Origin of the sequence: Streptomyces bottropensis ATCC 25435 (assembly GCF_000383595.1) — a bacterium.
Lineage (GTDB): Bacteria > Actinomycetota > Actinomycetes > Streptomycetales > Streptomycetaceae > Streptomyces > Streptomyces bottropensis.
Genome location: NZ_KB911581.1, coordinates 5,067,276 through 5,089,633 on the forward strand (window position 1 = coordinate 5,067,276; position 22,358 = coordinate 5,089,633).

Genomic DNA, 22,358 nt, shown 5'->3' on the forward strand with positions numbered 1-22,358 from the left:
GAGCCGGATCATTCAGAAGGCCGGCGACGGGACAAGGGGGACCAATGAGGTTGCACAGCGGAGCACGACGTTTTCTGGCCGCGTCCATTACCGCCGGCGTGATGACCATCGCCACCTTGGCGACAGCCGGCCCCGCCTCCGCCAGCGCAAGAGTTTGCGGAAACGGCGGGTCCAGCAGCCTGGGGTACTGGGAGGTCTGCTACGAGATCATCGGTAAGGGCCTGTATGTCGACCAGGTCACAGGAAGCGCCAGGCGAACCGACAACAACAACGCGAAGTCGATCCATATTCAATACATCAAGGCCGACGGCGTCCACTGGAAGAACGGCGGTCAGATCACCACCAACAATCTGGCGGAAGTCAGCGTCCTCAAGGGCAACGTCGCGAAGGCGGGCAACTACTGCGCCAAGCTGTGGATCAAGAGCGGCGGCACCCAACACTACGGCGGTGAGGCATGCATCTACGTCCACTGAGCCCAAGGGGCTGCCAGAGTCCTCGGCCGTTATCCGCCCGGGGTCACGAGTCCCGATTCGTACGCCATCACCACGGCCTGGGCCCTGCTGTCCAAATCCAGTTTGGTCATCGTGCGGTTGAGGTGAGTCTTGACGGTCGCCTCGCTGATGTAGAGGCGGTCGGCGATCTCCAGGTTGGACAGGCCGCGGGCGATGAGTTTCAGGACCTCCAGTTCGCGGGAGGTCAACGCGTCCAGATCGGGGGGCCGTTCGCAGGCAGTCTGCCGGGCGTACGCCTCCACCAGGCGGCGGGTGACGCTGGGCGCGAAGAGCGCGTCGCCACCGGCGACCGCGGCCACCGCGGCGAGCAGCCGCTCCGGACCGGAGTCCTTCAGCAGAAACCCGCAGGCTCCGGCGCGCAGCGCCCCGTACACGTACTCGTCGAGATCGAAGGTGGTCAGCATCAGGATCCGGGGCGGTGGGTCACCGGCCTGGGCGAGGATGCGTTCGGTGGCCTCGATGCCGCTCATGCCGGGCATCCGGACGTCCATCAGGATCACCTCGGGGGCGGTCTCGGCGGCCAGCATCACGCCCTCCGCGCCGTCGCTCGCCTCGCCGACCACCTTGATACCGGGTGCGGCGCGCAACAGCCCCACCAGGCCGGCCCGGATGAGGAACTGGTCGTCCACGACAAGCACTGTGGTCATGTGGTGGCGTCGTCCCCCTGCTGTGGGGCCCGCACGGAGGTCGGCAGGATCAGCCGCACGGCGAAGCCACCTTGGTCCTGCGGGCCGATGTCGATCTCCCCGCCGTAGAGCTTGGCCCGCTCGCGCATGCCAAGCAAGCCGTGCCCGCTGCCGGTTCGTACTCTGGCTGGAATCACCCCCTCCCCGTCATCCTTGACCGAAACAGTCACATGGTGCGGTTCATACCTCAGCCGCACCTCCACACTCGCGCCGGGCGCGTGCTTCAGGACGTTGGTGAGCGCCTCCTGCACCACCCGGTAGGCGCAGAGATCCACACCGGGGGCCAGTGGGCGCCGGGTGCCCTCGACGGTCAGGGTGACCGGGACCCCGCCGGCGCGGACGCGTTCGGTCATCTCGGCGAGGCGGGCCAGGCCCGGCATCGGGCCCGCCGGGCCGCCGTCGTCGGCTGCGCGCAGCAGCATGAGCATGCGGCGCAGCTCTTCGAGGGCCTCCTTGCCGGTGGCCTCTATGGTGCCGAGCGCGGTACGCGCGGTCTGGCGGTCGGTGTCGAAGACGAACCGGGCGAGACCGGTCTGCACGGAGATCACGGACATGTGGTGGGCGACCACGTCGTGCAGTTCGCGGGCGATCCGGCCACGTTCCTCGGCCACCTCGCGCCGGGCCCGCTCGGCCTGCTCCAGGCGCAGTTGCCGGGCCAACTCGGCCGAGCGGCGGGCAAGAAGGCCGAACCGCCACAGCACCGCCGGGTAGACCACGGCCTGTCCGACGACGGACGGCCAGGAGTCGGTGTGGTTCACCGCACCCGCGTAGATCCAGACCCCGCCCATGAGCGCGGCGCAGGGGACGGAGACGCTCGGCACCAGCAGAGAGGCGACGGTGTAGACGGCCAGCATGGGGCCGAAGCTGCACACCACCGGCCAGTAGTCGGCGGTGATGTACACCAGCCAGGTCGCGTGGACGAGGCAGCAGACCACGACAGGAGCCCGGCTACGGAGCACGAGCGGCACGTGGACCAGGATCACCAGCGCATAGGCGGTCATGTCGAGCGGCTTCTGCCCCTGGCGTGCGGCCTCCGGCCCCAGCAGTAAGGCCACGCTGGTCAGCGCCGCCGCGAGCAGCGCGTCGACGGCGAGGGGGTGGATCCGCATGGCAGCAGCGTAAGGCCGGCTACGGTGAATGAACGTCAAACTGCCGCTGTACCACGGAAGTTGCAGGAATCGTGCGCCTACCGCACCGGTTCGACCCGGAGTTACCACCAGCATGGGACGACGCCACAAGCGGCCCGCCCGTAGCGTGTTTGGGACCCGCACCACGACGAGTCGGCTCGCGCATCGCGCGGCCGGCGTTCCACCCGAGAGCCGCTCCCGGGCGCGCAACCGGCTGTTCCAGTCGCAGGGCATCACCGTGAGCACGTGGATCCGGCAGCAACGCCCGGAGCGCTGTCGCCGGGCCTCGCCACCCGCCCCGGGGGCAAGGCTGAAGACCGCCACGTGGGTCACGTACTTCTCCAGCACGAAGTGGCGCCACAGCGCGGCGAGCGGGAAAGTGCCCGCCGAGTTCGAACGGATCACCCGGCAAACGCGAGCCCGGACGGGCCATGAAGGCCGGGCCGCAGACCATCGTTCCAACACAACCAGGGGTTGACATGTCCGTGAGAATCCGATCTGTCCGGCCGAGCGCTGGGATGTGGCGCAGGGCGCTGACCACGGCGGCCGTGCTGGCCGTCACCGGCAGCGCGCTCACCGTCGCTTCGCAGCCCGCACAGGCGGCGCTGCCGCAACAGAAGATCGCCGATCCCGTCCACTACTGGAACGATGTCCTGCTCCAGGTCATCCGGCGTGAGGGTGGCGGACCGGGGCCGATGTCCCGTTCCGCGGCGATGCTGAACGCGGCGATCTACGATGCGGAGAGCTCCTACCAGCTGAAGTGGAAGGGCAAGATCACTTCAAAGCCGTACATCTCCGTGCACAAGTACGACGGCTGGATCGAGGGTCCCGACGAAGAGGAGCGGGTGATCGGGCGTACGGCGTACAACATCCTGCTGGAGCTGTACGGCAAGAACCAGGCGCACTTCCTCGACTCGAAGTTCCGTGAACGGTTCGGCACCGAACCCACCGAGTTCGATCTGCTCGACGTCACGATCGTCAACCGCATGGTCACGCAGATGACGAACGCGCGAAACGGCGACGGCTCCGGCAATGACAAGGTGTACGTCGGCGAGAACAAGCCGGGCGCCTGGCGGCCCACCAGCTACCCGGACATGCCCGATCCCTCGTGCGCACTCCACAGCCAGGCGGTCTCACCGTTCTGGGGCGAGGTGCAGCCCTTCGCCCTCACCTCCGGCTCGCAGTTCCGTCCGGCGAACCCGGGCCTGTACGGGACGTACGAGAAGCTGCTGGCCAGCGACGCCTACAAGGCTCAGGTCGAGGCGGTGCGGTCCGCTGGCGCGGACAGACCGACCGCGCGTACGCCCGTCGTCAACCGGACCCCGGACCAGGAGGCGGCGGCCTGGTTCTGGGCCAACGACGAGAACGGCACCTACAAGCCGCCGGGTCAACTGCTTCAGGCGACCCGGGAGGTCTCCGAGGCCCGCGGCCTGACCACGTACGAGAACGCCCGGCTGTTCGCGCTCGTCTCCATCGCCATGGCGGACTCCGGGATCGCGGTACGGGACGCGAAGTTCCTGACGCCGATCGACCTGTGGCGGCCGGTGTCCGCGATCCGGGAAGGCGGGCTCGACCCGGAGTGGAAGCCGCTGCTGAAAACCCGGGCGGGCGTGAACGTCACCCCGTGCTTCCCGGCCTGGGCCTCGGGGCACGCAACGTTCGGCGCGGCCTGGGCGGGGGTGATGAAGCGCTACTTCGCGAGCGACAACATCGCCTTCGACGTGACCACCGACGAGCCGCAGTCGCCGGTGAAGACCCGCCACTTCACCAGCTTCAGCGCGGCGGCCACCGAGGATGCCTACAGCAGGGTCTGGCTCGGAGTCCACTTCCCGTGGGACGCGGAGGACGGCCTCACCCTGGGTGACAAGATCGCAGGCCACGTCTTCACCACGAAGTTGGGCGAGTTCTAGGCCCAGGCTCGATGCCGGTGACGATCACCCCGATGACCAGCCTCTTCGCCCCGCACATTCAGTGATCGGGTGAAGCGGGGCCTTATCGGCGGTCTTCTCGCTTCCTCCGGATCAAGCTGATCCAGCATCAGCGTGTCCAGCATTCAGGGGGAGGCCCCCTCTGCCGGGATTCACCCACGGCCACCACGTCAGGGTGAGCGAGTTTGCCCCCGAGTTTGGCAAGGCGGCCGGCAGGCAGTAGCCGGACTGGCCGCCAAGCGCCGAGGAGGAGTTCCGCCTCGCACCCGCACCAGCGGTGCCGGCGCCGTACGGTGTGGCGGTTGAGCAGGGAGGGGGCGCCGCTGGCTGCGCCCCCTCCCGGGCGTCAGCTGAGGCTGTTCGGCCTGGCGGTGCACACAGTCGTCAAAGCGACAGTTGCGCATGGTCACGCCGCGACCGCCACGGGGCCGCCGGCCCAAGGAGCGGTCGTGACGATGACGGTCACGATGACGACGATCCGCCATCAGCGAGGCGAGACTGCGCCGACGGGCCGCCCTGTTCCCGTTGTCACCATGTGCTGTGCCCCTTCGTGAGTGTCGTCGGGGCTGGCGCCGGCAGGTTACTGACGCAGGGAGCCCAGCAGGGCACCGGAAGTGCCCGGTCCACTCGCCTCCTTCGCGGTTCGTCGTGTTCGGCTGCGGTGTCGGGTCGCTTCCAGTGCTGCGTGGCTCGGCTCGCCGGGCTGATGCCCTGGGCTGCGGCGAACGCGCTGATCACCGGTCGCCTCGACTGCCCTCGGTAAGGCGCTCCACGTACGCTTCACCTTCGGGACAGGCCACCCCGGGATCGGCCACGGCCGCCTTCATGACCTCCGTCGGGATGCTCCTCTTCCAGGGGCGCTCTGGAGGGAGAAGGGGCTCGAAGGAGACTCTGTCGCCGTATCGGCCGAGCGTCGCCTCGCTCAGCCTGGAACCGGCACCGATCCGGTGTCGCGGACCCGCCCGGATCGGACCGTCTTGGTGCGGATGCGCCGCGTCGACTGGAGCGACCGGTCCGCGCGCGGAAGTGCGTCAGCCGCGCTGCCAGCTGTCCAGCAGGGCGAGGGCGTTGTCCACGCCCTGATCGAGGAGCTCGTTGGCGAGTTGGTTGTCGGTCAAGGCGCGGGAGAGCTGCAGTGTCCCGGCCATCAGGCCGAGAAGACTGAGCGCCTTCACCCGTGCGGAGGACGGGGCCTCGGGCGCCATGCGTTCGGCAATTCCGTCGATGAGGATCAGCACACCGTCCGTGTACGCCTGCCTGGTTGTGTCGGCGCAGCGCCCGATCTCGTCGAGCAGAGCGGCGTTGGGGCAGCCGTCGCCAAGCCGTTCACGGTGCTGGGGCGAAAGGTATCCGCGCACTATCTGCTCAAGTCCGACGCGTCCAGGCGCGGCCGACGCGACGACGCTCTCGGCCTGCACCTTCAACTGGTCGGCGATTGCCGTGGTGACGAGGTCGTCCTTGGATGCGAAGTGAGCGTAGAAGGCGCCATTGGTCAGCCCGGCGTCCTTCATGAGCGTCGAGACCCCGGAGCCGTCGATACCGTCTTGCTTGAACCGGCGGCCCGCCGCCTCGATGATCCGCCTCCTCGTCTCCGACTTATGTCCTTTTCCGTACCGCACCACGGCACACGCTCCTTCGTCGGCCGGAAGGGCCGGTTGCCCTTCACCGACTCAGTCAGTCTCTGGTATTGCAAACGTCATCCAAAGAGTCGGCAGTGGCGACGGGCGAGCGAGCGTGGGGATTTCATCAGTGAAAGCAGACACCGACCCAGCATCTGCGCTTACTTTGCGCTCTCCGGACGGACGGGGAGATACGGATCAGCCGCGGCCCATGGTGCGCTCTCACACCGCGCGACTGCCGAGCGGGGACAGGGTCACCGAGCCGTCGGGGCTGACGTGATGTACTCGGGGGACCTCCACGGCGGCGTAGTCGAACGTCGCCGGGGTCGTCACGTCGGTGACCAAGGATCCGCCGCCGAAACGCCGGGTGCGTCGAAGACGGTTCGGGCGGAATCGGCGCCCTCGAAGCCGGGCCGGCGTGTCAGCCGGGCAGGCGGTTGTTCTTACGGATCTGCTTGTCGAACGTTCCGGCGGGGACGAGGCGGCGCGCCTTTGTGACGCGTGAGGCCAGCGGGCCGGCGGTGTAGCGCAGCTTGGGCTTCCTGTCGGTGGCCGCGGTGACGATCGCCTGGGCGACGACGGCGGGGTCGTCGCCCTTCTCCATCGCCTCCTTGATCATCACATCGAAGTTGCGTCGTCGCTCCGCGTACAGGGGCAGCGGGGTGTCGGGCTGTGCGGCGTTGGTTTCGAAGGGAGTCTTGGTGTAGGCGGGCTGGACGATGAGGACCCGGACGCCGTGTTCACGGACCTCGTGGTCCAGCGACTCGGAGTAGCCCTCGATGGCGTGCTTCGCCGCGACGTAGAGGGCCATGAAGGGCTGGGGGGCGACCCCGAGGACGGAGGAGATATTGATGATGCGTCCGCGGCCCTGGGTGCGCATGTGCGGCAGGACGGCCTTCGTCATACGGATGACACCGAGGACGTTGATGTTCAGGAGGCTCTGGGCCTGGGCGAGGGAGTTCTCCTCGACGGCGCCCGACGCGCCGATGCCGGCGTTGTTGACCAGGACGTCGATGCGGCCGAACCGGTCGATCACCTCTGCGACGGCGGCCGTGGCCGAGTCGTCATTGCCCACATCGAGATCGAGGTACGTCACGCCGGTGGGTGGGACGAGCCCGGACGTCTTGCGGCCGGTTCCCACCACCTCGAAACCCGCCGTGACGAAGCCGCGGGCCGTCTCCTTGCCGATCCCCGATGACGCGCCTGTCACGAGCACTACCGGTCGAGTTGTCGTCATCACGGCATCCCTTCTTTTGGCTTAGGATCGTATGTCATACGATCGTATGACCATAGAGTGGTCGCGGGCCGTTGACAAGTGGCAGGTGGCGGAGGCCGCTGTACGTCTTGCTGAGCGGTCGGACGGTCAGATCGACGAGCCTCGGCCCGGCAGCCCGGCAGCCCGGCAGCCCGGCAGCCCGGCAGCCCGGCAGCCCGGCAGCCCGGCAGCCCGGCAGCCCGGCAGCCCGGCAGCGTCGAGGCGGGCCTCGCGCTCGCTGGACCAGTGCTTGCGGCCCTGGAGCGTCTCGCGAAACCTGCGCGAGGCCAACGCAGCGGCACTGTCTTCCGCCACGCCGACTTGCGTCCGGCCGACTTGCGCGGCACCGACTTGAGCACGGCCGACCTGCTCCAAACATGCCCGACCGGCGCACTGGCCGGCGAGCGATTCGACTGCGGCGAGGGAGCCGCGGTGATCGCGAAGGATCTGCGGGTGAGTGAGCGGTCGGTGGAACGCCGGCGTCGCGCCTGGTGGGAGGGCGCTATGACCGCGCTCGCCTCGACGGGGCCGCCGAAGCTGTCCGACGGGCAGTTTGCCGCCCTGGAGCAGGAGTTCGCGCTGGGACCTGCCGCGCATGGCTGGGAGGGCCAGCGGTGGACTTCTGCCCCGGATCAGGGAGTTGATCGCCCCCTGGAGGTTCCGGCTGGACTCCTCGGTGGCGGCAGCGGCAGTGGCGGCGGCGGCTGATGCGCCGTCATGACTGGTCGTGACAGTGTCCCGGGCGCTGGAGCGCGACGAGGGCGCAGTGAGCCCGTGGAAGGAGGACGTGCGGCCGCAGGCGGAATCAGCCTTCCAGCCGTGACTCACGTCTCCTCGGGTAGCAGGCGAACGCCCGAACGGCACCGGAGCGGTGCACTGCGTCATTTGGCGACCGTCCCAAGGCCGCTCCAACGCCTTGATGGTGCGCATCGTGGCTGTCGATGAGTAATGCCTTGTTCGTCTGATGAACATGTCCTTTGAGGGTGACAGGGGTCACTTCTACGTTGTCGCTGCTCGGCGGGTCGGCCACTGCGCCGGGCGTCTGAGGCAGGTCCGGTTGAGCCGTGCGGAGGTGTTCCGTCGGCTCCTGTGGCGTTCGGCAGCGATGTTGCCGGGATCGCCGAGAAAGAAGCCCCCTTGACAAGGTCCGGCGGCGGGCGCCGGTTCCGATGGCAGCGCTTTGCGCGCGAGGAGTCGTCCATGGTTCAGATCGATACACCCAGTGCGTCAAGGGGCGAGGGTGGCAGATACACCCTGAGCCCAGGCACTCTGACGGCGGTGGTTCTCGCCGTGTGCCTTGCGCAGATAGCCCTTTCCGTCCCCTCACTCATCATCGGGCTGATCCAGCAGGACCTCGCGCCGTCCTCGGCTCAACTGACGTGGATCGCCGAGGCCTTCATGCTTCCGGTCGCCGCGTTGGGACTGGGCTTCGGCGTGTTCGGTGACCTGTTCGGCCGTAAGCGCCTGCTCATCGGGGGCGCCACGCTCATCGTCGTGGGCTCGGCTCTCGCGGTCCTGGTGCCGACTGAGGGATCCTCGGCCGACACTCGGGTGACGTTGCTGATCCTTGCCCAGGTCCTCAACGGCATCGGAGCCGCGGCCGTCTTCCCGACGAGCCTCGCCATGGTGGCGGCCGGGACGCACACCACCGCCACCCGCGCGCGTGGCGTGGCGATCTGGGCCACCGCGCTCACGGTCGGAGGCTTCCTCGGACCGCTGCTGGCAGGCGTCGCCGGCAAGATCGAACTCGGCTGGGCCGGGAACGCGAACTGGCGCTGGGCCTTCGTCGGCGTCCTTGTCATCGCTGCGGTGAGCGTGGTTGTGTCGCTGGCCCTCGCCCAGAACTCCGCCTCGCCCGAGGGCCGGTCCATCGACTGGCCGGGTCAGGTCACTGCCGCGCTCGGCCTGTTCGCTCTGATGTACGCCGTGATCCAGGGCCCCGAGAGTGGCTGGGGGACCCCGCAGATCGTCATCGCGTTCATCTTCGCGGCCGTCTTCCTCGCACTGTTCGTCTTCGCCGAGAGCCGTGCGGCCGAGCCGCTCCTTCTCGTGAGTGTGTTCAGGAACCGGGCGTTCGCCGTGAACTCGGTGGTCACCGTGATCGGAATGTTCGCGTTCCTCGTGATCATGTACAGCACCAGTATCCGCCTCACCACCATCCAGGGATTCAGCCCACTGCGGAGTTCCGTCGCCTACCTCTTCTTCGGAGGCGTCGGCTTCGTACTGCTGCCCCTCACCTACAAGCTGCTCGAGCGCTACAACCCCCGGTGGGTTCTCTTCACCAGCATGATCCTCATCGGCGCCAGCGGGCTGTGGTTCGCCGGCGTCCCGACGAGCGATCGGGCCATGGGCGCCATCGTCGGGCCTCTGCTTCTCGCCGGCGTCGGCTCGGCACTCGCCATCGCCGCCATCAGCGCGGTCGCGGTCAACACGTTGCCCAACCACCTCGCCGGTATGGCGAGCGGTGCCACGAGCACGTTCCGGGACCTCGGGTTCGCCCTCGGCCCCGCGATCGCCGGTGCTGTCGCACTGGGCCGGGCCGCCGACGAGATCGCCCGCAAGCTGGCAAGCGATCCTGAGCTGAAGCAGGCCTATGAGGCCTTCCAGGCCGCTGCCGCCAACGCTCCCGCGGATCAGAGACCGCAGCTCGAGGCGGCAGTGCACGCCGTGGAATCGGGCCCGCTCGGTGCCAACTCGGTGCCGGCCAGCATCACACTGCCGGATGGTCAGGTGGTGCCCTTCAACCCACTCAAGGACGTCGCTTTCGACGCCCTCAGCAGCAGTTACTCCATCGCATACATGCTCGGTGGCGTGGCTGCTCTCGTGGCGGCGGCGCTCATTCTCGTGGGGGTGCGCGGGGGCGCGGGCGGGGCTCATCTCGACGACGACCCGCACACTCTCGACGGCTGACCGTCTGACGAACGCGTCGGCGCCGGGACACGGGTGGCAGGCCGGCCAGGCCAACCGGAGCGCCCGCCGCGACTTTTCCTCCTCGCGAGCAGCAGTTGCGGCGGGCGGCGGCGTACAAGACACAACGATCACCAGACACACGGGCAGGAGCCGAACAATGACCACCGCGCATCCAGGGCCGAGCAGTATGAACGACGCCCGCATGTGAGGGAGGAGCGCTCAGTCGGAAGCGGGCATGGCTGGTAGCGATCACGTAGGGCCATGAGGAGCAGCGTCACCTCCTACGCCCCGACTGTGTGATCGTTCATGGCCCCGGCCCCGGTCGGGAATGTCCATGACCGCGAGCGCTTCCTCAGTAACAACGCGTCCATGGGGCACACCGAAGAGGCTGGGACCAGCGAAGTGACGTGTCTGCAACGAGGGGGCTGGGCCGGCGGGACGTACTTCCAGGAGACGGGCATTCGGCGCTTGCCCGACCTGCGGCCGTTCCTGGTTCAGGCCGTGGCTGCACGGGTGTGCTTCTCGACCGCCGAGGGATGGCCAGGCCGCATGCGGCTCTCCCGGCGGCAACCGCCGACATGACGCGCCGGGGTTTCTCGCTCTGCGAGGGTTACGAGGTGTGGATGGGAATGCCTGGCCTCCAGCCGAGACTCCTGGACATTCCCAGTCCGCTCGCGACCAGCGAGGGAACGGCCGCTTGCAGTTTGATCGAGCCCGCAGTCACCACAACAGAGAGGGCCGCGACGACTTTGCCGCGGCCGTCGACGATGCGCGTCGCGACCGACTCGGCACCTTCGGTCAACTCTTCCTTGACGACCACAGTTCCGGTCGAGCGACAAGACGCCAGTTCGCGACGCAGTTCGGCCGGCTCCACGATCGTCTTGGGAGTGAAGCGCTGCAGTCTTCCCGTCAACACCTCATCGATGAAGGCCGGGCTGCTGTGGCTCAGAAGCACTTTGCCGACCCCTGAGCAATGCAAGGGCAGAAGGCCGCCGATCTGCGAGGTGAGACCCACCGCGTTGACCGCAGACAGTCGCTCGATGATCACGGCCTTGTCGCCCTGGAGGACGGCCAGTTGTACATGCTGGCGCAGCGCCGTGTACAGGTCCTCCACGAACGGCTGCGCGGCGCTGCGGAGTGTCTCGGCGCGCGGTGCGAGGGTTCCCAGGCGCCACAGGGGCAGGCCGATCGCGAACCGGTTGTCGCTGGTGCGTTCCAGTGCGCCGGCGTCCAGAAGGTCGAGCGTGAGGCGCCTGGCGGTGGCCTGTGGCATGCCGGTACGTCGGACCAGGTCGGCGAGGCTCAGCTCGGTGTGGTTGGGGTCGAAGGAGAACAGCAGATCCCACAGTCGAGAGCTGACTGAGCGTCCTGGCTCGTGCGCGCGAGGCATGGGTCTGTCCTCCATCGTCTGTGGCTCCGGGCACTCTACCTCCCATGTTCGTTGGATGGATGAAGCTGTTCTAACAATGCGCGGTTTGCTGAAGTCTTGCTCGAAGCCAGTCACCACCTCGCTCGAAATCCCTGGGAGTGAAAGAGCATGATGAGTAAGGGAGCAGGCCCTGAGATCGCGATCCTCGGCGGCGGCATCGGGGGCCTCGCCGCTGCTGCTTTCCTTCGCGACAAGGGCTTCGACAGTGACGTCTACGAGCAGGCGACCGCCCTGACCGAAGTGGGTGCCGGCCTGGTGATCGCGCCCAACGCCGCCCGCTTGCTACGACGTCTCGGCGTGCTGGACCGGTTCGTCAAGCGCGCGGTCCGGATGGAGATCGGCTGGGAGTTCCGGCGCTGGGAGAACGGTGCCGTCCTCTCCGCGGAGACTCTTCAGGATGGGTGCATACGCCTGTACGGCGAGCACACTTATACCGCCCACCGTGCCGACCTGCTGGACGCCTTGAGGTCGGCTGTCCCCGAGCACTCGGTCCATCTCGGCAAGCGCTGCGTCTCCGTCGAGTTCGAAGGCGACCAAGCGGTTCTGCGGTTCGAGGACGGCGAGACGGTTCGCCCGGACATCCTCATCGGCGCCGACGGAGTCCACTCACGAGTGCGCAGCGCCATCGTCGGACCGACTCACGCCGGGGAGTCGGGCATCTGCGCTTTCCGGGCTCTCGTACCGACGGAGAAGGCACCCGACTTCGCCAGGCGGCGCGCCCAGACCCTCTGGATCGGTCCCGACCACCACCTCGTGCACTATCCGGTCTCCGGCGAGGAGTACGTCAACCTCGTCGCCTTCGCACCTGCCGGTGCCAACAATGTCGAGTCATGGACGGCCACCGCGACGCTCCGAGAACTGCTCGACGAGTTCGCCGGCTGGGATCCGCGTCTGGTGGAGCTGATCAGGGTGGCCGACACGCCGGGGCGCTGGGCGTTGCTCGACCGCGAGCCCCTCGACCACTGGAACCGTGGCAACGCGACCCTGCTGGGTGACGCGGCCCACCCGATGTTCCCGTTCTTCGCCCAAGGCGCCGCCCAGGCGATCGAGGACGGCGCTGTCCTGGCCCTCTGCCTCGCGGAGGCCCCGGACAATCCGACCGCGGCGCTGGGGCGCTACCAAGAGCTCCGGCGACACCGCACGGCACGCCTGCAAGAGGTGTCGCACGGAAGGTCTCACATCAACCACCTTCCGGACGGCCCCGAGCAGCAGGCGCGCGACCTGGCGTACTCGCAGGCCGACCCACTCAGGGCGAACAGTTGGATCTACGAGTACGACCCCGAGGTCGCTGTCTCGGCCTCGCTGTGAACCGGCCACGAGGCCGCGCCCCGGCCGGTCCGGTCGACGAGGTCCCGAAGTTCCCATGTCGAACAAGCCGTTGACCATCCAACGAACACGGTCATTGTCGTCACCCGGGCCACGCCGGAGACTCCGGTGCGGACGGCCTGCGACACGGCCCTGTCCTCAGTGATTTCCCTGGCAACTCCGAGCACGTCCAGAAGGGCGGATCACCGAATGGCACCCGCAACCGGTAGTGGGCTCGTCGTGCGAACGCTGCAGCGAGCCGGAGTCAACGTCGCCTTCGGTCTGCCCGGAGCGCATATCGACGGCATCCTCCAGGAGGCACTGGATGCCAAGCTCCGGATCGTCGACGTGCGCCACGAGATGAACGCCGGCCACGCGGCCGAGGGCTATGCGCGGGTCACCGGAAACCTGGGGGTCGCCGTCGTCACGGCCGGCGGCGGCTTCACCAACGTCCTGACCTCGGTCGCCAACGCCCATCTGGACCGGACCCCGGTCCTCTATGTCGTGGGCTCCGGGCCCCTGGAGACGGACCAGGTCAACGACCAGCAGGCCGGGTTCGACCAGGTGGCGATGGCAACCCCGGTGACCAAGTTCGCGCACCGCGTCACCCGTACCGAGCTGATCCCCCGTCTGGTCGCACAGGCGATCCGGATCGCCCAGTCGGAGCCCAAGGGGCCGGTGCTCCTCGACATTCCCTGGGACGTCCTGCGCCAGTCGGTGGACGTCGACGATGTCGACGACTACCGCGTCGAGGTCGACGGCACCGGCGTCTCCCCCGCCGGTGCCGTCGACCGTATCGTCGATGCGCTCAGTACCGCCCGGCGCCCGATCGCGCTGGTCGGCAAGTCCTTCGTCACCGCCGACGCACGGGCCCGGTTGCACGAGTTCGCCGCCCGTACCGGCGTGCCCCTCTTCTCCGACTGGGAGGGTCTCGGGGCGATCGTCGGCTCCGAGCGGCATGTCGGTCTCGTCCAGACGCTGGCCACCGTCCCCGAGGACGAGCGGCCCGACCTGGTCCTGCTGCTGGGGCTGCGCTTCGGGATGACCACCCAGTTCGGCACGGGCCGTCTGCTGCCGAAGAGCGCGCGGATCTTCCAGATCGACCCCGACGGCCGTGAGCTCGGCCGTCTGCAGGAGGTCGAGCTCGGCGTCCAAGCCGACCCGATCGGCACGGTCGGCCTGCTGAACGAGCGCCTGGACGACAGTCCCGTGCCCCCCGGGCGCGACGACTGGCTGGGGACCCTGCGCGACATCTCGGCCACCCGGCGCTCCGCGCTCGCCGCCGAGACCGAGGACCACGGGGCCGACGCGATCCACCCCTACCTCGCGGTCCGCACGATCGCCGAGAGCGTCCCCGAGAACGCCACCGTCGTCGTCGACGGCGCCCTGACCGAGCTGTGGCTCTCCGAGACGATCGCCCTCGCCCCGCTGGCCCACTACCTGGGTCACGGCTACCTCAGCTCGATGGGGAGCAACTTCGGCGTGGCCCTGGGAGCGCAGTACGCGACCCCCGACAAGGCGACCATCCTCGTCACCGGCGACGGCGCCGTCGGCTACAGCCTCGCCGAGTTCGACTCCCTCGTCCGCGCGGGACTCCCGGTCATCGTGATCGTCCTCAACAACCAGGCCTGGGGCGCCACCCTGCACACCCAGCAGTTCTTCTTCGGACAGGACCGCGTCACCAACAACCGCCTGCAGAACGGCTCCTACAGCGGCGTGGCACGGGCTCTGGGCGCGGACGGTGTCGACGTCACGGAACCCGACCAACTCCGCCCCGCGATCGAGGCGGCCCTCGCGGCCGGCCGGCCGACGTGCATCGACGTACGCGTGAGCCTCGCGCCCATTCCGCCGGAGGAGCGCGTCCTGAACGGCGGCGCCCCGTTCGGCGGCATCCAGATCGACGCATGAACCGTCACTCCTGATCCCCCACGAAGGAGAACCATGAACGACACGACTGACGCCGCAACCCACGCCCGGACCGGGGAGGACCGGCGTCAGCGTTTCCTCGGGAAGACCTGCCTCGTCACCGGCGGCAGCAGAGGACTGGGACTGGCAGCCGCACAGGCGTTCGCGCGCGAGGGCGCACGCGTCGTCATCATCGCGCGCGACCCCGACCAACTGAAGATCGCGAGCGGTCTGATCGGCGAGGGCACGATCGCCGTGGCAGCCGACCTCTCCTCAGTGGCCGGCATCAAGGCCGCGGTCACGGAGGTCGCCGCACAGGTCGACCACGTCGATGCCGCGTTCCTCAATGCCGGACAGGCGGGCATCAAGCGCCTCGACGACATGGACGAAGCCACCTGGGACATGGTGTTCAACACCAACGTCAAGGGCTCGTTCTTCCTCATGCAGGGTCTCAGGCCCCTGCTCGCGCCCGGCGGGGCCGTCGTCTTCTGCGGCTCGGCAGCCGGTCGCAGGGCCAGCGCGGGCACCGCCGCCTACGGGACCAGCAAGGCCGCACTGGAGCACCTGACACGCATCCTCGCCGCCGAAGTCATCGGCGAGGGAATCCGGGTCAACATCGTCATCCCGGGCGGCATGAACACCGACATCGCCGCCCGCACGACGGGCCTTCCACCCGGTGGAGCCGACGCCTTCCGGGAGCGGGTCAGGCTCAGCACCCCCATGCTCCGAGAGGGAGAACCGGACGAGCTCGCCGACGCCGTGCTCTTCCTGGCCTCGCACGAGGCCGGCTACATCACCGGTGCGGCCCTCCCGGTGGACGGCGGTGCCACCGGCTTCACCCGCCCGCAGGCATAGAGGCGCCGGCCGCTGTCGATCACCAGCCGTAGGACCCGAGCGAGGACGACCACCATGGAGTTTCCCTTCGGCCAGCCGATCGACGCCGTCATCCAGTTCGCGTACACGGTCCCCGACCTCGCTGCCGAGATGCGCTGGTGGACCGACGAACTCGGCGTCGGACCCTGGTTCGTGAGCGACAGGATCGGCGGCGAGGGCTCCACCTACCGTGGTGAGCCCGGCCGGGCCGAGTTCGCCCTCGCTCTCGCCTTCTCCGGGCACACGATGGTCGAACTCATCCAGACCCTCGACGACGAGCCGTCCATCTACAAGGAGGCCTACGAACGACACGGCTACGGCTTCCACCATGTCGCCAAGGCCGTGCCGAACGTCACCGGCGCTTGGCGGGCATCACTCGACTGGGACGGGACGCGACCTCTGCGGGACTTCGCGGAGTTGCTGCCGGCCTGACTCGACGGGCCCGCCTTCTTGCCGAAGGCCGGACGAACGCTGCGGACGACCGGTCGTCCGCAGCGTTCGCCGTCGGCGCCCGTGGACCTCTACCGGCCGTTGGTGAGTTCGATGTACGTGGCAGGTCGAACACCACTCGACGCTCCGGGCCCCGGGCGACCGAGTGGGGACTCCGCCGCGGTGCCCGCGGAGCGGGACGTCCTGCTGCGGGGCCTGGAGGCGTTCTCGGAGCTGGGATACGACCGGGCGTCGGCGCGGGAGCTCGCGCGCCGTCTCGGGGTCAGCCACAACCTGCATCAACGACCGCTACGGATCCAAGGCGGCCTTCTGGCGTGCGGTGGTGGACGCGGCGCTCGGGGACCAGCTGACGCGCATGACGCCGGCCCCGCCCGGGAGCGATGACGAGGACGTGTATGGCAGTTCGTCACGGAGTTCTACCGCGTCAACGTCGGCGAACCGTACCTGGCCTTGCCGCCGGCGGATGAACTCGCACGGGACACCGAGCGGTTGGACTACCTCTATCAGCGTTACATCGAGCCGACGCTGGCCCTCGTCGTGCCGAGCATTGAGAGGCTGACGGCATCCGGAGGCCCTGGCCGGCCCGGTGGTGGACGGCCTGCAGGCCCCGGGCGACGCGAAGCGCCGGTAGACGGTCATACGCCCTTGGGGGCGAGCACGATGTCGAAGCGCACCCGGCTCCACGTGCCCTTGATGACGCGGCCGTCGGGCGTCGGCGTGCCGGCGGGCTGTTGCTCGAACCGCTTGATCAGTGAGTCCTTCACGCCGAAGACGGTGTCCTTGCGGCCGATCGGGTCGCCCTCGGGGAAGATATGGGTCACCAGCGTGCGGGAACCCTCATGGGACACCATGAAGTGCAGATGGGCGGCGCGCAGCGGCGAGCGGCCGACCGCGTCGAGCATCTTGCCGACGGGTCCGTCGTTCGGGATGGGGTACGGCGTCGGCGTGAGCCCCCAGAAGCGGTAGCCGCCGTCGGCCGCGGAGAACAGATGCGCCCGGCCGGCGCGCCTGCCGGCCTCGTACTGCACGTCGTACATCCCGTCCTCGTCGGCCTCCCAGACCTCCATCCGCGCGCCGGCGAGTGGGGTGCCGTCGGTGTCGGTGACGGTGCCCTCGACCCAGCAGGGCTCCCCCGGGGCACCGAAGGCCAGGTCGCCGCCGAGTTCGATCGCGGGGGCGTCCTCGACGAAGAACGGCCCGAAGACGGTCGCCTCGGTGGCGCCCTGGTAGGCCTGGTTGTTGACGTTGATCGTCTGCATGCTCGCACCGAGGGTGTCGGACAGCAGGACGAACTCCTGCCGTACCTCGTCGGTGATGTGGCCGGCCCTGGTGAGGAAGGCGATCGCCGTCCCCCACTCCTCCTCGGTCAGCCGCACCTCGCGGATGAAGGAGTGCAGGTGCTTGACCAGGGAGAGCATGAGCTCCCGCAGTCGCGGGTCGCCGCAGGCGTCGAAGGAGGCCACGACGTTGTCGACGAGCTGCTGCTCGACCGCCTGCTGCTCCGGCGACACCTCACGGTAGATCGTGCCCTGGGCACCGGCCTGGGCCGAGCCGGGGTTGACATAGGTAGCCATGACGGCCTCCTTCAGTTGATCGGGGCGCCGGCCCACGCCGCCTCCAGCAGCAGGGTCAGGTTCGCGTAGGTGACGGGGGTGGGATTGTTGGCCGGGATCGCTTTCATGACCGGCCCCAGGGCCTTGGCGATGCCGTCCTGAGGCATGCCGTAGTCGCGCAACGCCCTCGGTGCGTCCAGCACCTCGCGCAGGGCGGCCAGGCCGGCGCTCGCCTTCCGGGAGCCGAAGGCCTGGGCGACACGTGCCTCCGCCTCGGAGGCGTGCGGGGCGTTGAAGGCCAGCACGTAAGGCAGCACGACCGCGTGGGTCTGGGCGTGCGGGAGGTTGAACATGCCGCCGAGGACGTGGCAGATCTTGTGATGCATCCCGGAGCCGGCGGAGGCGAACGCGACAGCGGCGAGATAGGCGCCGTACAGCGTCTGCTCGATGCCCTCGACGCTGGTCGAGTCCTCGGCCACCGTCGGCAGGCCGGTGGCCAGCGCGCGGATGCCCTCCTGTGCCAGCGCCCGGTCGATCGGGTCGGCGCGCGGCCCCCACATCGAGTCCACGCAGTGCGCCATCGCGTTCAGGCCACTGGCGACCGTCATCTCGCCGGGCAGTGTGGTCAGCAGAGCGGCGTCGTAGACGACCGACGCGGGCAGCACCTTGTCGTCCACACCGGTGGTCTTGGTCTCACCCTCGGTGAGACCCCACACGTCGGTCGCCTCGGAGCCCGCGTATGTGGTGGGTACCGCGACGATCGGCAGCCCGGTGGTCATCGCCACCGCCTTCGCCAGGCCCGTGGTCGAGCCGCCGCCGACGCTGACCAGGACGTCCGCACCCGCGTCGGCCGCGGCCCGGCGGGCGCGGCGTGCGACCTCGACCGGTACGTGCATCACGACCTCCTCGTGACGCAGTACGACCGGGATCTCCTTGGCGATCGGGTCGGCCAGCTCCTTCTCTCGGTCCGACGCGATCAGCATGACCTTGGAGCAGCCGAGTGCCTCGACCTCCGTCGCCACGGCGGCGGGCGACTCCCCGGCCGCGAAGACCACCCGCTGGGGGAGGGTCTGATGGGTGAACCTCATCCGGCTTCCGCCAGCCATTGCTTGCCTTCCGAGTAGAGCCGCTGGACTGCTGTGCCGGTGAGGCCGGGAAGCCCGTCCTTCACCGTGAAACCCGCCTTGGTCTGCAGGTAGGCCAAGTGCCGGTAGCCGGTCGGGAACCGGTCCAGGAGATCGGGGTCCAACGTCAACGAGGCAGCGGGGTCCACGACGTCGAGCCGGTCCTTCTCGTAGATCGGCTGCCGGCGCACCAGGGTCCAGCCGCCCTCGTGGCGGGAGAGGAAGTCGTAGAAGCGGCCGGTGCAGACGACGTCGACCTCGACGCCGTCGATGCTCTCGCGCTGGTTGATCGTCATCTTCGTCTGTGCGACGGCCCGGTCGCCGACGATGTCCGCGGTGTGGCCGCCCAGGAAGTGCAGGATGCTGACTCCGTTCTCGAAGCCCTCACGGCTGGCCTTGATGAAGTCGGTGGCGCTTCCCTGGAACCAGGTGGCGCTCATCCAGCCGTCGCGCGGATGCCAGACCGTGGCGAAGCGGCCCCAGTCCCCGGCGTCGCGCCACAGCGCCCAGTTCTCGATGAGCCGCCGGATCTCGTGGCGGTCGGTGTCGACCTGCGACATTGTTGACTCCTTGGAGGGGTGGAGATCCCTGATGCGGGGGCCCGAGGGCGCGGCGCACGCCATGTCACGTGCGCCGTACGACCTCGTCGCATTCTCAGATGGGGTAGTGGCGGGATCCGGACTGGATGGTGATCCAGCGCAACTCGGTGAACTCCTCCAGCGCGGCGCGGGAGCCGAAGCGGCCCCAGCCGCTGGCGCCGACACCACCGAAGGGCATCTGGGGTTCGTCGTGCACGGTGGCGCCGTTGATGTGGCAGATGCCGGACCTGATCCGGCGAGCCACGTCGAGCGCGGCGGCCGCGTCCTTGCCGAAGACGGCGGCGGAGAGCCCGTACTCGGTGTCGTTGGCGACCGCGACGGCTTCGTCGGTCGAATCCACCTCGATGATCGAGACCACCGGTCCGAAGGTCTCCTCGGTGTAGATGCGCATGTCCGGCGTGACCCCGCGCAGCACGGTGGGCCGCACGAACAGGCCGTCGGCCGTGCCGCCGGTCAGGACCTGCGCGCCCTTGGCGCGGGCGTCCTCGATCAGCGCGACCACGTGGTCCCGCGCGGTGGCGTGGACCAGCGGACCGATCTGTGAGGCGGGGTCGCTCGGGGGTCCGACGACCAGCTTGGCGGCACGCTCGGCCAGGCGGGAGGAGAGCTCGTCGGCGATCGTCCTGTCCACGATGACGCGCTCGGTGGACATGCAGATCTCGCCCTGGTTCATGAAGGCACCGAAGCTGGCCGCGGCGGCGGCCTCCTCCAGATCCGCGTCGGGAAGCACCAGGAAGGGCGCCTTGCCGCCGAGTTCGAGCACGACACGGGTGAGGTGGCGACCGCCGAGTTCGCCGATGATGCGGCCGACCCTGCTGGATCCCGTGAAGTTCACGCGGGTCACGGCACGGTGGGCGATCAGTGCCTCGACGACGCTCGGACCGTTCTCGGGCGCGTTGCTGATGAGGTTGACTGCTCCGGCGGGCACACCGGCATCGTGGAGCACCTGGACGATGGCGGCGTGGGTGAGCGGCGTCTGCTCGGAGGACTTCAGCACCACGGTGTTGCCCCACACCAGCGGCCACACGATGGAGCGTACGCCGAGGATCAACGGCGCGTTCCACGGTGCGATACCGACGACGACGCCGACCGGCTGGCGCACGCCGAGGGCGGTGAGGCCGGGCACGTCCGACGGGATGACCTCGCCGACGGCCGCGTACGCCTGGGCCGCCGCCTCGACGAGCATGCCCTTCGCGACGTGCACGTTGAAGCCACACCAGGGGAGAGTGGCACCCATCTCGCGGCTCATCGTGGCGACGATCTCGTCGGTGCGCTCGCCGAGCAGGACGGCCGCACGCTCCAGAACCGACCGGCGTGCGGCCGGCGGAAGGCCCGACCACTCCGGAAGGGCGGCCGCCGCCGCGTCCACCGCGAGATTGACATCCTCGACCGAGGCCGCGGCGACCCGTGCGATCGGTTCGCCGGTCAGGGCCTCGGTCGTCTGGAAGTAGCGGCCGTCCCTGGCCGCGAGGTGTTCACCCGCGATGAAGAGGTCACTCGTCCGGGCCGCGCCGGATGTGGGTGCCTCGGTCTCAGTGGCTGCCATGTGCTGCCTCACTTCCACAACAGCGGCGATCGCCGCACGAACCATGCTTGGCGATCGCCGCACGAACCATGTCCCACGGACTCTCCATGACCGGCGGCACGCCCTGAACCCTGTTGTCCGTTCATCGAACAGCGGCGTGAGGCCATGCCGTCGGCCTTCTTCCAGGGAGGTCAGACCGGCGGAAACCGCCTGCCCATGACCATGTGTGCCAGGCGCCAGCCCTCCGCGGTCTCCTCCCAGACCTTCGTCACCACCTCCTGCATCGGGAACGGCGGGAGGTTCTCGTCGAGGAGGGTGGACATCTCGTGGAAGCTCGTGGTGATCGCGTGGTTGCCACGCACCGTGATCTCGAGCTCCGTGGCCTTGGCGGCGACGGAGCGGCGGCGGGTCACATGGAAACGGGCCCAGGTCTCCCGGTCGTCGACCTTCCCGACCGGTCCGTGGACGACGCGGCTGTCCTCGAGCATGAGGGGGATCAACGCTTTCTCGCCCTCGACGAGGGCCACCAGCCATGCGGCCTCTGCCTGCTCGATCGCCTGGACGGCGTCGGTGGTCGCGGTGGATGTGGTTGTCATAGGTCCAGCTCCAGAATCGGTGAGTGTGCTCGGGATGAGCACGTGGTGAACATGCCGTCGGCGCGTTCACGGTCGGTCAGGATGTCGTCGCGATGGTCGGGTTCACCGGCGAGTACGCTCACGATGCACTCGCCGCAGATTCCCTGCCGGCATGAGTAGGGGGCGTCGACGCCGCCCGCGAGCAGGGCGTCGAGGACGCTCTCGCCGTCCTTGACCTCGTACTCGCCGCCGGTCTTGGTCAGCCGCACCCTGAACGTCCTGCCGGCCGTGTGCGCGGCGGCGTTCTCCACGGGTGCGAAGCGCTCCTTGTGGATCGCTTCGGCGGGCCATCCCGCTTCGAGTGCCATGGAGATCACGAAGTCCATGAAGCCCCCGGGACCACACACGTAGATGGCCGTGTCGGGGTCGGGCGGACCGAGGTCGGTGGCGATGCTGAGGCGCTGGTCGTCCGGGCCGTCGTCGAAGTGGAGCCGAACGCGGGGGTTGTGCTCCAGTTCGTCGAGGAACGCCGACTCCTTCCGGCTTCGGGCGCAGTAGTGCAACTCGTACTCCGCGCCCCTGGCTTCGAGGGCGTGCGCCATGGCCAGCAGCGGGGTGACGCCGATACCGCCGGCCACCAGCAGATGGCGGCGTGCCTCGTCCGAGACCCCGAACCTGTTGCGCGGACGGGAGATCCGCAGCGTGTCGCCCTCGCGAAGCCGGTGCATCCCCAGCGAGCCGCCACGCGATGCCGTCTCGGCCAGTACCGCCAGCCGATATCGGGTGAGGTCGTGGGGCGGCCCGCAGAGGGAGTACTGGCGGACCAGCCCGGCGGCACCGTCCACCAGTACGTCGACATGGGCGCCGGCGGCGAACTCCGGAAGCTCGACGTCGTCGGGACTGACCACTTCGAGCACCACGATCCGGGCAGTCGCGTCGCGTCGGGCGACCACGATGGTGTCGAGCCACTCGTTGCTCATGGT

General features: G+C 68.8%; 20 protein-coding genes and 1 pseudogene. 8 read left to right on the plus strand and 13 right to left on the minus strand.

What is annotated here, in order from left to right; translation table 11 throughout:
* The first annotated feature begins 101 nt into the window (after positions 1–101).
* The gene (locus STRBO_RS0122450; protein WP_020114801.1) at positions 102–473 is read left to right on the plus strand and encodes a hypothetical protein; all 372 of its coding nucleotides are present in this window, start codon (positions 102–104) and stop codon (positions 471–473) included.
* A gap of 29 nt (positions 474–502) precedes the next feature.
* Here STRBO_RS0122450 and STRBO_RS0122455 read toward each other — a convergent pair whose 3' ends face one another.
* Both STRBO_RS0122455 and STRBO_RS0122460 read right to left on the minus strand, forming a co-directional pair.
* Positions 503–1,159, minus strand: coding sequence for a response regulator (locus STRBO_RS0122455; protein ID WP_005473526.1), 657 nt, complete (start codon positions 1,157–1,159; stop codon positions 503–505).
* Positions 1,156–2,307 carry a sensor histidine kinase gene (locus STRBO_RS0122460; protein WP_005473525.1) on the minus strand — a complete coding sequence of 384 codons (1,152 nt, stop codon included), beginning with the start codon at positions 2,305–2,307 and terminating at the stop codon, positions 1,156–1,158. The genes STRBO_RS0122455 and STRBO_RS0122460 overlap by 4 nt, the downstream gene beginning before the upstream one ends.
* Before the next feature lie 497 nt (positions 2,308–2,804).
* On the opposite strand from STRBO_RS0122460, the gene STRBO_RS0122465 reads away from it, so the two are divergent.
* The gene (locus STRBO_RS0122465; protein WP_237547488.1) at positions 2,805–4,235 is read left to right on the plus strand and encodes a vanadium-dependent haloperoxidase; all 1,431 of its coding nucleotides are present in this window, start codon (positions 2,805–2,807) and stop codon (positions 4,233–4,235) included.
* A gap of 1,049 nt (positions 4,236–5,284) precedes the next feature.
* On the opposite strand, the gene STRBO_RS0122470 is transcribed toward STRBO_RS0122465, so the two are convergent.
* From STRBO_RS0122470 to STRBO_RS44140, 4 genes are all read right to left on the minus strand, one after another.
* On the minus strand, positions 5,285–5,875 hold the full coding sequence (locus tag STRBO_RS0122470; protein ID WP_005473520.1) for a TetR/AcrR family transcriptional regulator: 591 nt from the start codon (positions 5,873–5,875) through the stop codon (positions 5,285–5,287).
* 219 nt (positions 5,876–6,094) lie between these two features.
* Positions 6,095–6,217: a hypothetical protein gene (locus tag STRBO_RS45465; RefSeq protein ID WP_005473517.1), complete on the minus strand. Its 123-nt coding sequence runs from the start codon at positions 6,215–6,217 to the stop codon at positions 6,095–6,097.
* Between the two features lie 76 nt (positions 6,218–6,293).
* Positions 6,294–7,109: an oxidoreductase gene (locus STRBO_RS0122480; RefSeq protein WP_028796799.1), complete on the minus strand. Its 816-nt coding sequence runs from the start codon at positions 7,107–7,109 to the stop codon at positions 6,294–6,296.
* A gap of 126 nt (positions 7,110–7,235) precedes the next feature.
* Complete coding sequence (locus tag STRBO_RS44140) at positions 7,236–7,442, minus strand: hypothetical protein (protein ID WP_209442952.1); 207 nt, start codon at positions 7,440–7,442, stop codon at positions 7,236–7,238.
* A gap of 81 nt (positions 7,443–7,523) precedes the next feature.
* Between STRBO_RS44140 and STRBO_RS44145 the strand changes: the two are divergent.
* Positions 7,524–7,748, plus strand: a pseudogene (locus STRBO_RS44145) (IS630 family transposase); the annotation flags it as partial.
* 579 nt (positions 7,749–8,327) lie between these two features.
* Complete coding sequence (locus STRBO_RS0122490; RefSeq protein ID WP_063743165.1) at positions 8,328–10,037, plus strand: MFS transporter; 1,710 nt, start codon at positions 8,328–8,330, stop codon at positions 10,035–10,037.
* 610 nt (positions 10,038–10,647) lie between these two features.
* Here the strand turns inward: STRBO_RS0122490 and STRBO_RS0122495 are convergent.
* A complete protein-coding gene (locus tag STRBO_RS0122495; RefSeq protein ID WP_020114803.1) occupies positions 10,648–11,427 on the minus strand; it encodes an IclR family transcriptional regulator in 780 nt (259 codons plus the stop codon).
* 147 nt (positions 11,428–11,574) lie between these two features.
* Here STRBO_RS0122495 and STRBO_RS0122500 point away from each other — a divergent pair, with 147 nt between their 5' ends.
* The 4 genes from STRBO_RS0122500 to STRBO_RS0122515 all read left to right on the plus strand — a co-directional run bounded on the left by STRBO_RS0122500 (position 11,575) and on the right by STRBO_RS0122515 (position 15,981).
* Positions 11,575–12,774 carry an FAD-dependent monooxygenase gene (locus STRBO_RS0122500; protein ID WP_005473509.1) on the plus strand — a complete coding sequence of 400 codons (1,200 nt, stop codon included), beginning with the start codon at positions 11,575–11,577 and terminating at the stop codon, positions 12,772–12,774.
* 207 nt (positions 12,775–12,981) lie between these two features.
* Positions 12,982–14,679: a thiamine pyrophosphate-binding protein gene (locus tag STRBO_RS0122505; protein WP_078531340.1), complete on the plus strand. Its 1,698-nt coding sequence runs from the start codon at positions 12,982–12,984 to the stop codon at positions 14,677–14,679.
* Positions 14,680–14,712: 33 nt separating this feature from the next.
* A complete protein-coding gene (locus tag STRBO_RS0122510) occupies positions 14,713–15,531 on the plus strand; it encodes an SDR family NAD(P)-dependent oxidoreductase (RefSeq protein ID WP_005473495.1) in 819 nt (272 codons plus the stop codon).
* Between the two features lie 54 nt (positions 15,532–15,585).
* Positions 15,586–15,981, plus strand: coding sequence for a VOC family protein (locus STRBO_RS0122515; protein WP_005473494.1), 396 nt, complete (start codon positions 15,586–15,588; stop codon positions 15,979–15,981).
* Positions 15,982–16,634: 653 nt separating this feature from the next.
* Here the strand turns inward: STRBO_RS0122515 and STRBO_RS0122520 are convergent.
* From STRBO_RS0122520 to STRBO_RS0122545, 6 genes are all read right to left on the minus strand, one after another.
* Positions 16,635–17,573, minus strand: coding sequence for a dioxygenase family protein (locus STRBO_RS0122520; RefSeq protein WP_028796800.1), 939 nt, complete (start codon positions 17,571–17,573; stop codon positions 16,635–16,637).
* An 11-nt stretch (positions 17,574–17,584) separates the two neighbouring features.
* A complete protein-coding gene (locus STRBO_RS0122525; protein WP_005473491.1) occupies positions 17,585–18,640 on the minus strand; it encodes a maleylacetate reductase in 1,056 nt (351 codons plus the stop codon).
* Positions 18,637–19,236 (minus strand): nuclear transport factor 2 family protein, encoded by a 600-nt coding sequence (locus STRBO_RS0122530; protein ID WP_005473482.1) that lies wholly within the window; start codon positions 19,234–19,236, stop codon positions 18,637–18,639. Before STRBO_RS0122530 ends, STRBO_RS0122525 begins: the two co-directional genes overlap by 4 nt.
* Before the next feature lie 94 nt (positions 19,237–19,330).
* Positions 19,331–20,821 carry an aldehyde dehydrogenase gene (locus tag STRBO_RS0122535; RefSeq protein ID WP_005473480.1) on the minus strand — a complete coding sequence of 497 codons (1,491 nt, stop codon included), beginning with the start codon at positions 20,819–20,821 and terminating at the stop codon, positions 19,331–19,333.
* A 170-nt stretch (positions 20,822–20,991) separates the two neighbouring features.
* Positions 20,992–21,396, minus strand: coding sequence for a nuclear transport factor 2 family protein (locus STRBO_RS0122540; protein ID WP_005473478.1), 405 nt, complete (start codon positions 21,394–21,396; stop codon positions 20,992–20,994).
* Positions 21,393–22,355: a PDR/VanB family oxidoreductase gene (locus STRBO_RS0122545; protein WP_005473477.1), complete on the minus strand. Its 963-nt coding sequence runs from the start codon at positions 22,353–22,355 to the stop codon at positions 21,393–21,395. Before STRBO_RS0122545 ends, STRBO_RS0122540 begins: the two co-directional genes overlap by 4 nt.
* Positions 22,356–22,358: the final 3 nt, after the last annotated feature.

Bases quoted from the DNA above. Each gene is read 5' to 3' on its own strand.
- STRBO_RS0122450 (WP_020114801.1), top strand. From the start codon at position 102: ATGACCATCGCCACCTTGGCGACAGCCGGCCCCGCCTCCGCCAGCGCA.
- STRBO_RS0122455 (WP_005473526.1), bottom strand. From the start codon at position 1,159: ATGACCACAGTGCTTGTCGTGGACGACCAGTTCCTCATCCGGGCCGGC.
- STRBO_RS0122460 (WP_005473525.1), bottom strand. From the start codon at position 2,307: ATGCGGATCCACCCCCTCGCCGTCGACGCGCTGCTCGCGGCGGCGCTG.
- STRBO_RS0122465 (WP_237547488.1), top strand. From the start codon at position 2,805: ATGTCCGTGAGAATCCGATCTGTCCGGCCGAGCGCTGGGATGTGGCGC.
- STRBO_RS0122480 (WP_028796799.1), bottom strand. From the start codon at position 7,109: ATGACGACAACTCGACCGGTAGTGCTCGTGACAGGCGCGTCATCGGGG.
- STRBO_RS0122490 (WP_063743165.1), top strand. From the start codon at position 8,328: ATGGTTCAGATCGATACACCCAGTGCGTCAAGGGGCGAGGGTGGCAGA.
- STRBO_RS0122495 (WP_020114803.1), bottom strand. From the start codon at position 11,427: ATGCCTCGCGCGCACGAGCCAGGACGCTCAGTCAGCTCTCGACTGTGG.
- STRBO_RS0122500 (WP_005473509.1), top strand. From the start codon at position 11,575: ATGATGAGTAAGGGAGCAGGCCCTGAGATCGCGATCCTCGGCGGCGGC.
- STRBO_RS0122505 (WP_078531340.1), top strand. From the start codon at position 12,982: ATGGCACCCGCAACCGGTAGTGGGCTCGTCGTGCGAACGCTGCAGCGA.
- STRBO_RS0122510 (WP_005473495.1), top strand. From the start codon at position 14,713: ATGAACGACACGACTGACGCCGCAACCCACGCCCGGACCGGGGAGGAC.
- STRBO_RS0122515 (WP_005473494.1), top strand. From the start codon at position 15,586: ATGGAGTTTCCCTTCGGCCAGCCGATCGACGCCGTCATCCAGTTCGCG.
- STRBO_RS0122520 (WP_028796800.1), bottom strand. From the start codon at position 17,573: ATGGCTACCTATGTCAACCCCGGCTCGGCCCAGGCCGGTGCCCAGGGC.
- STRBO_RS0122525 (WP_005473491.1), bottom strand. From the start codon at position 18,640: ATGAGGTTCACCCATCAGACCCTCCCCCAGCGGGTGGTCTTCGCGGCC.
- STRBO_RS0122530 (WP_005473482.1), bottom strand. From the start codon at position 19,236: ATGTCGCAGGTCGACACCGACCGCCACGAGATCCGGCGGCTCATCGAG.
- STRBO_RS0122535 (WP_005473480.1), bottom strand. From the start codon at position 20,821: ATGGCAGCCACTGAGACCGAGGCACCCACATCCGGCGCGGCCCGGACG.
- STRBO_RS0122540 (WP_005473478.1), bottom strand. From the start codon at position 21,396: ATGACAACCACATCCACCGCGACCACCGACGCCGTCCAGGCGATCGAG.
- STRBO_RS0122545 (WP_005473477.1), bottom strand. From the start codon at position 22,355: ATGAGCAACGAGTGGCTCGACACCATCGTGGTCGCCCGACGCGACGCG.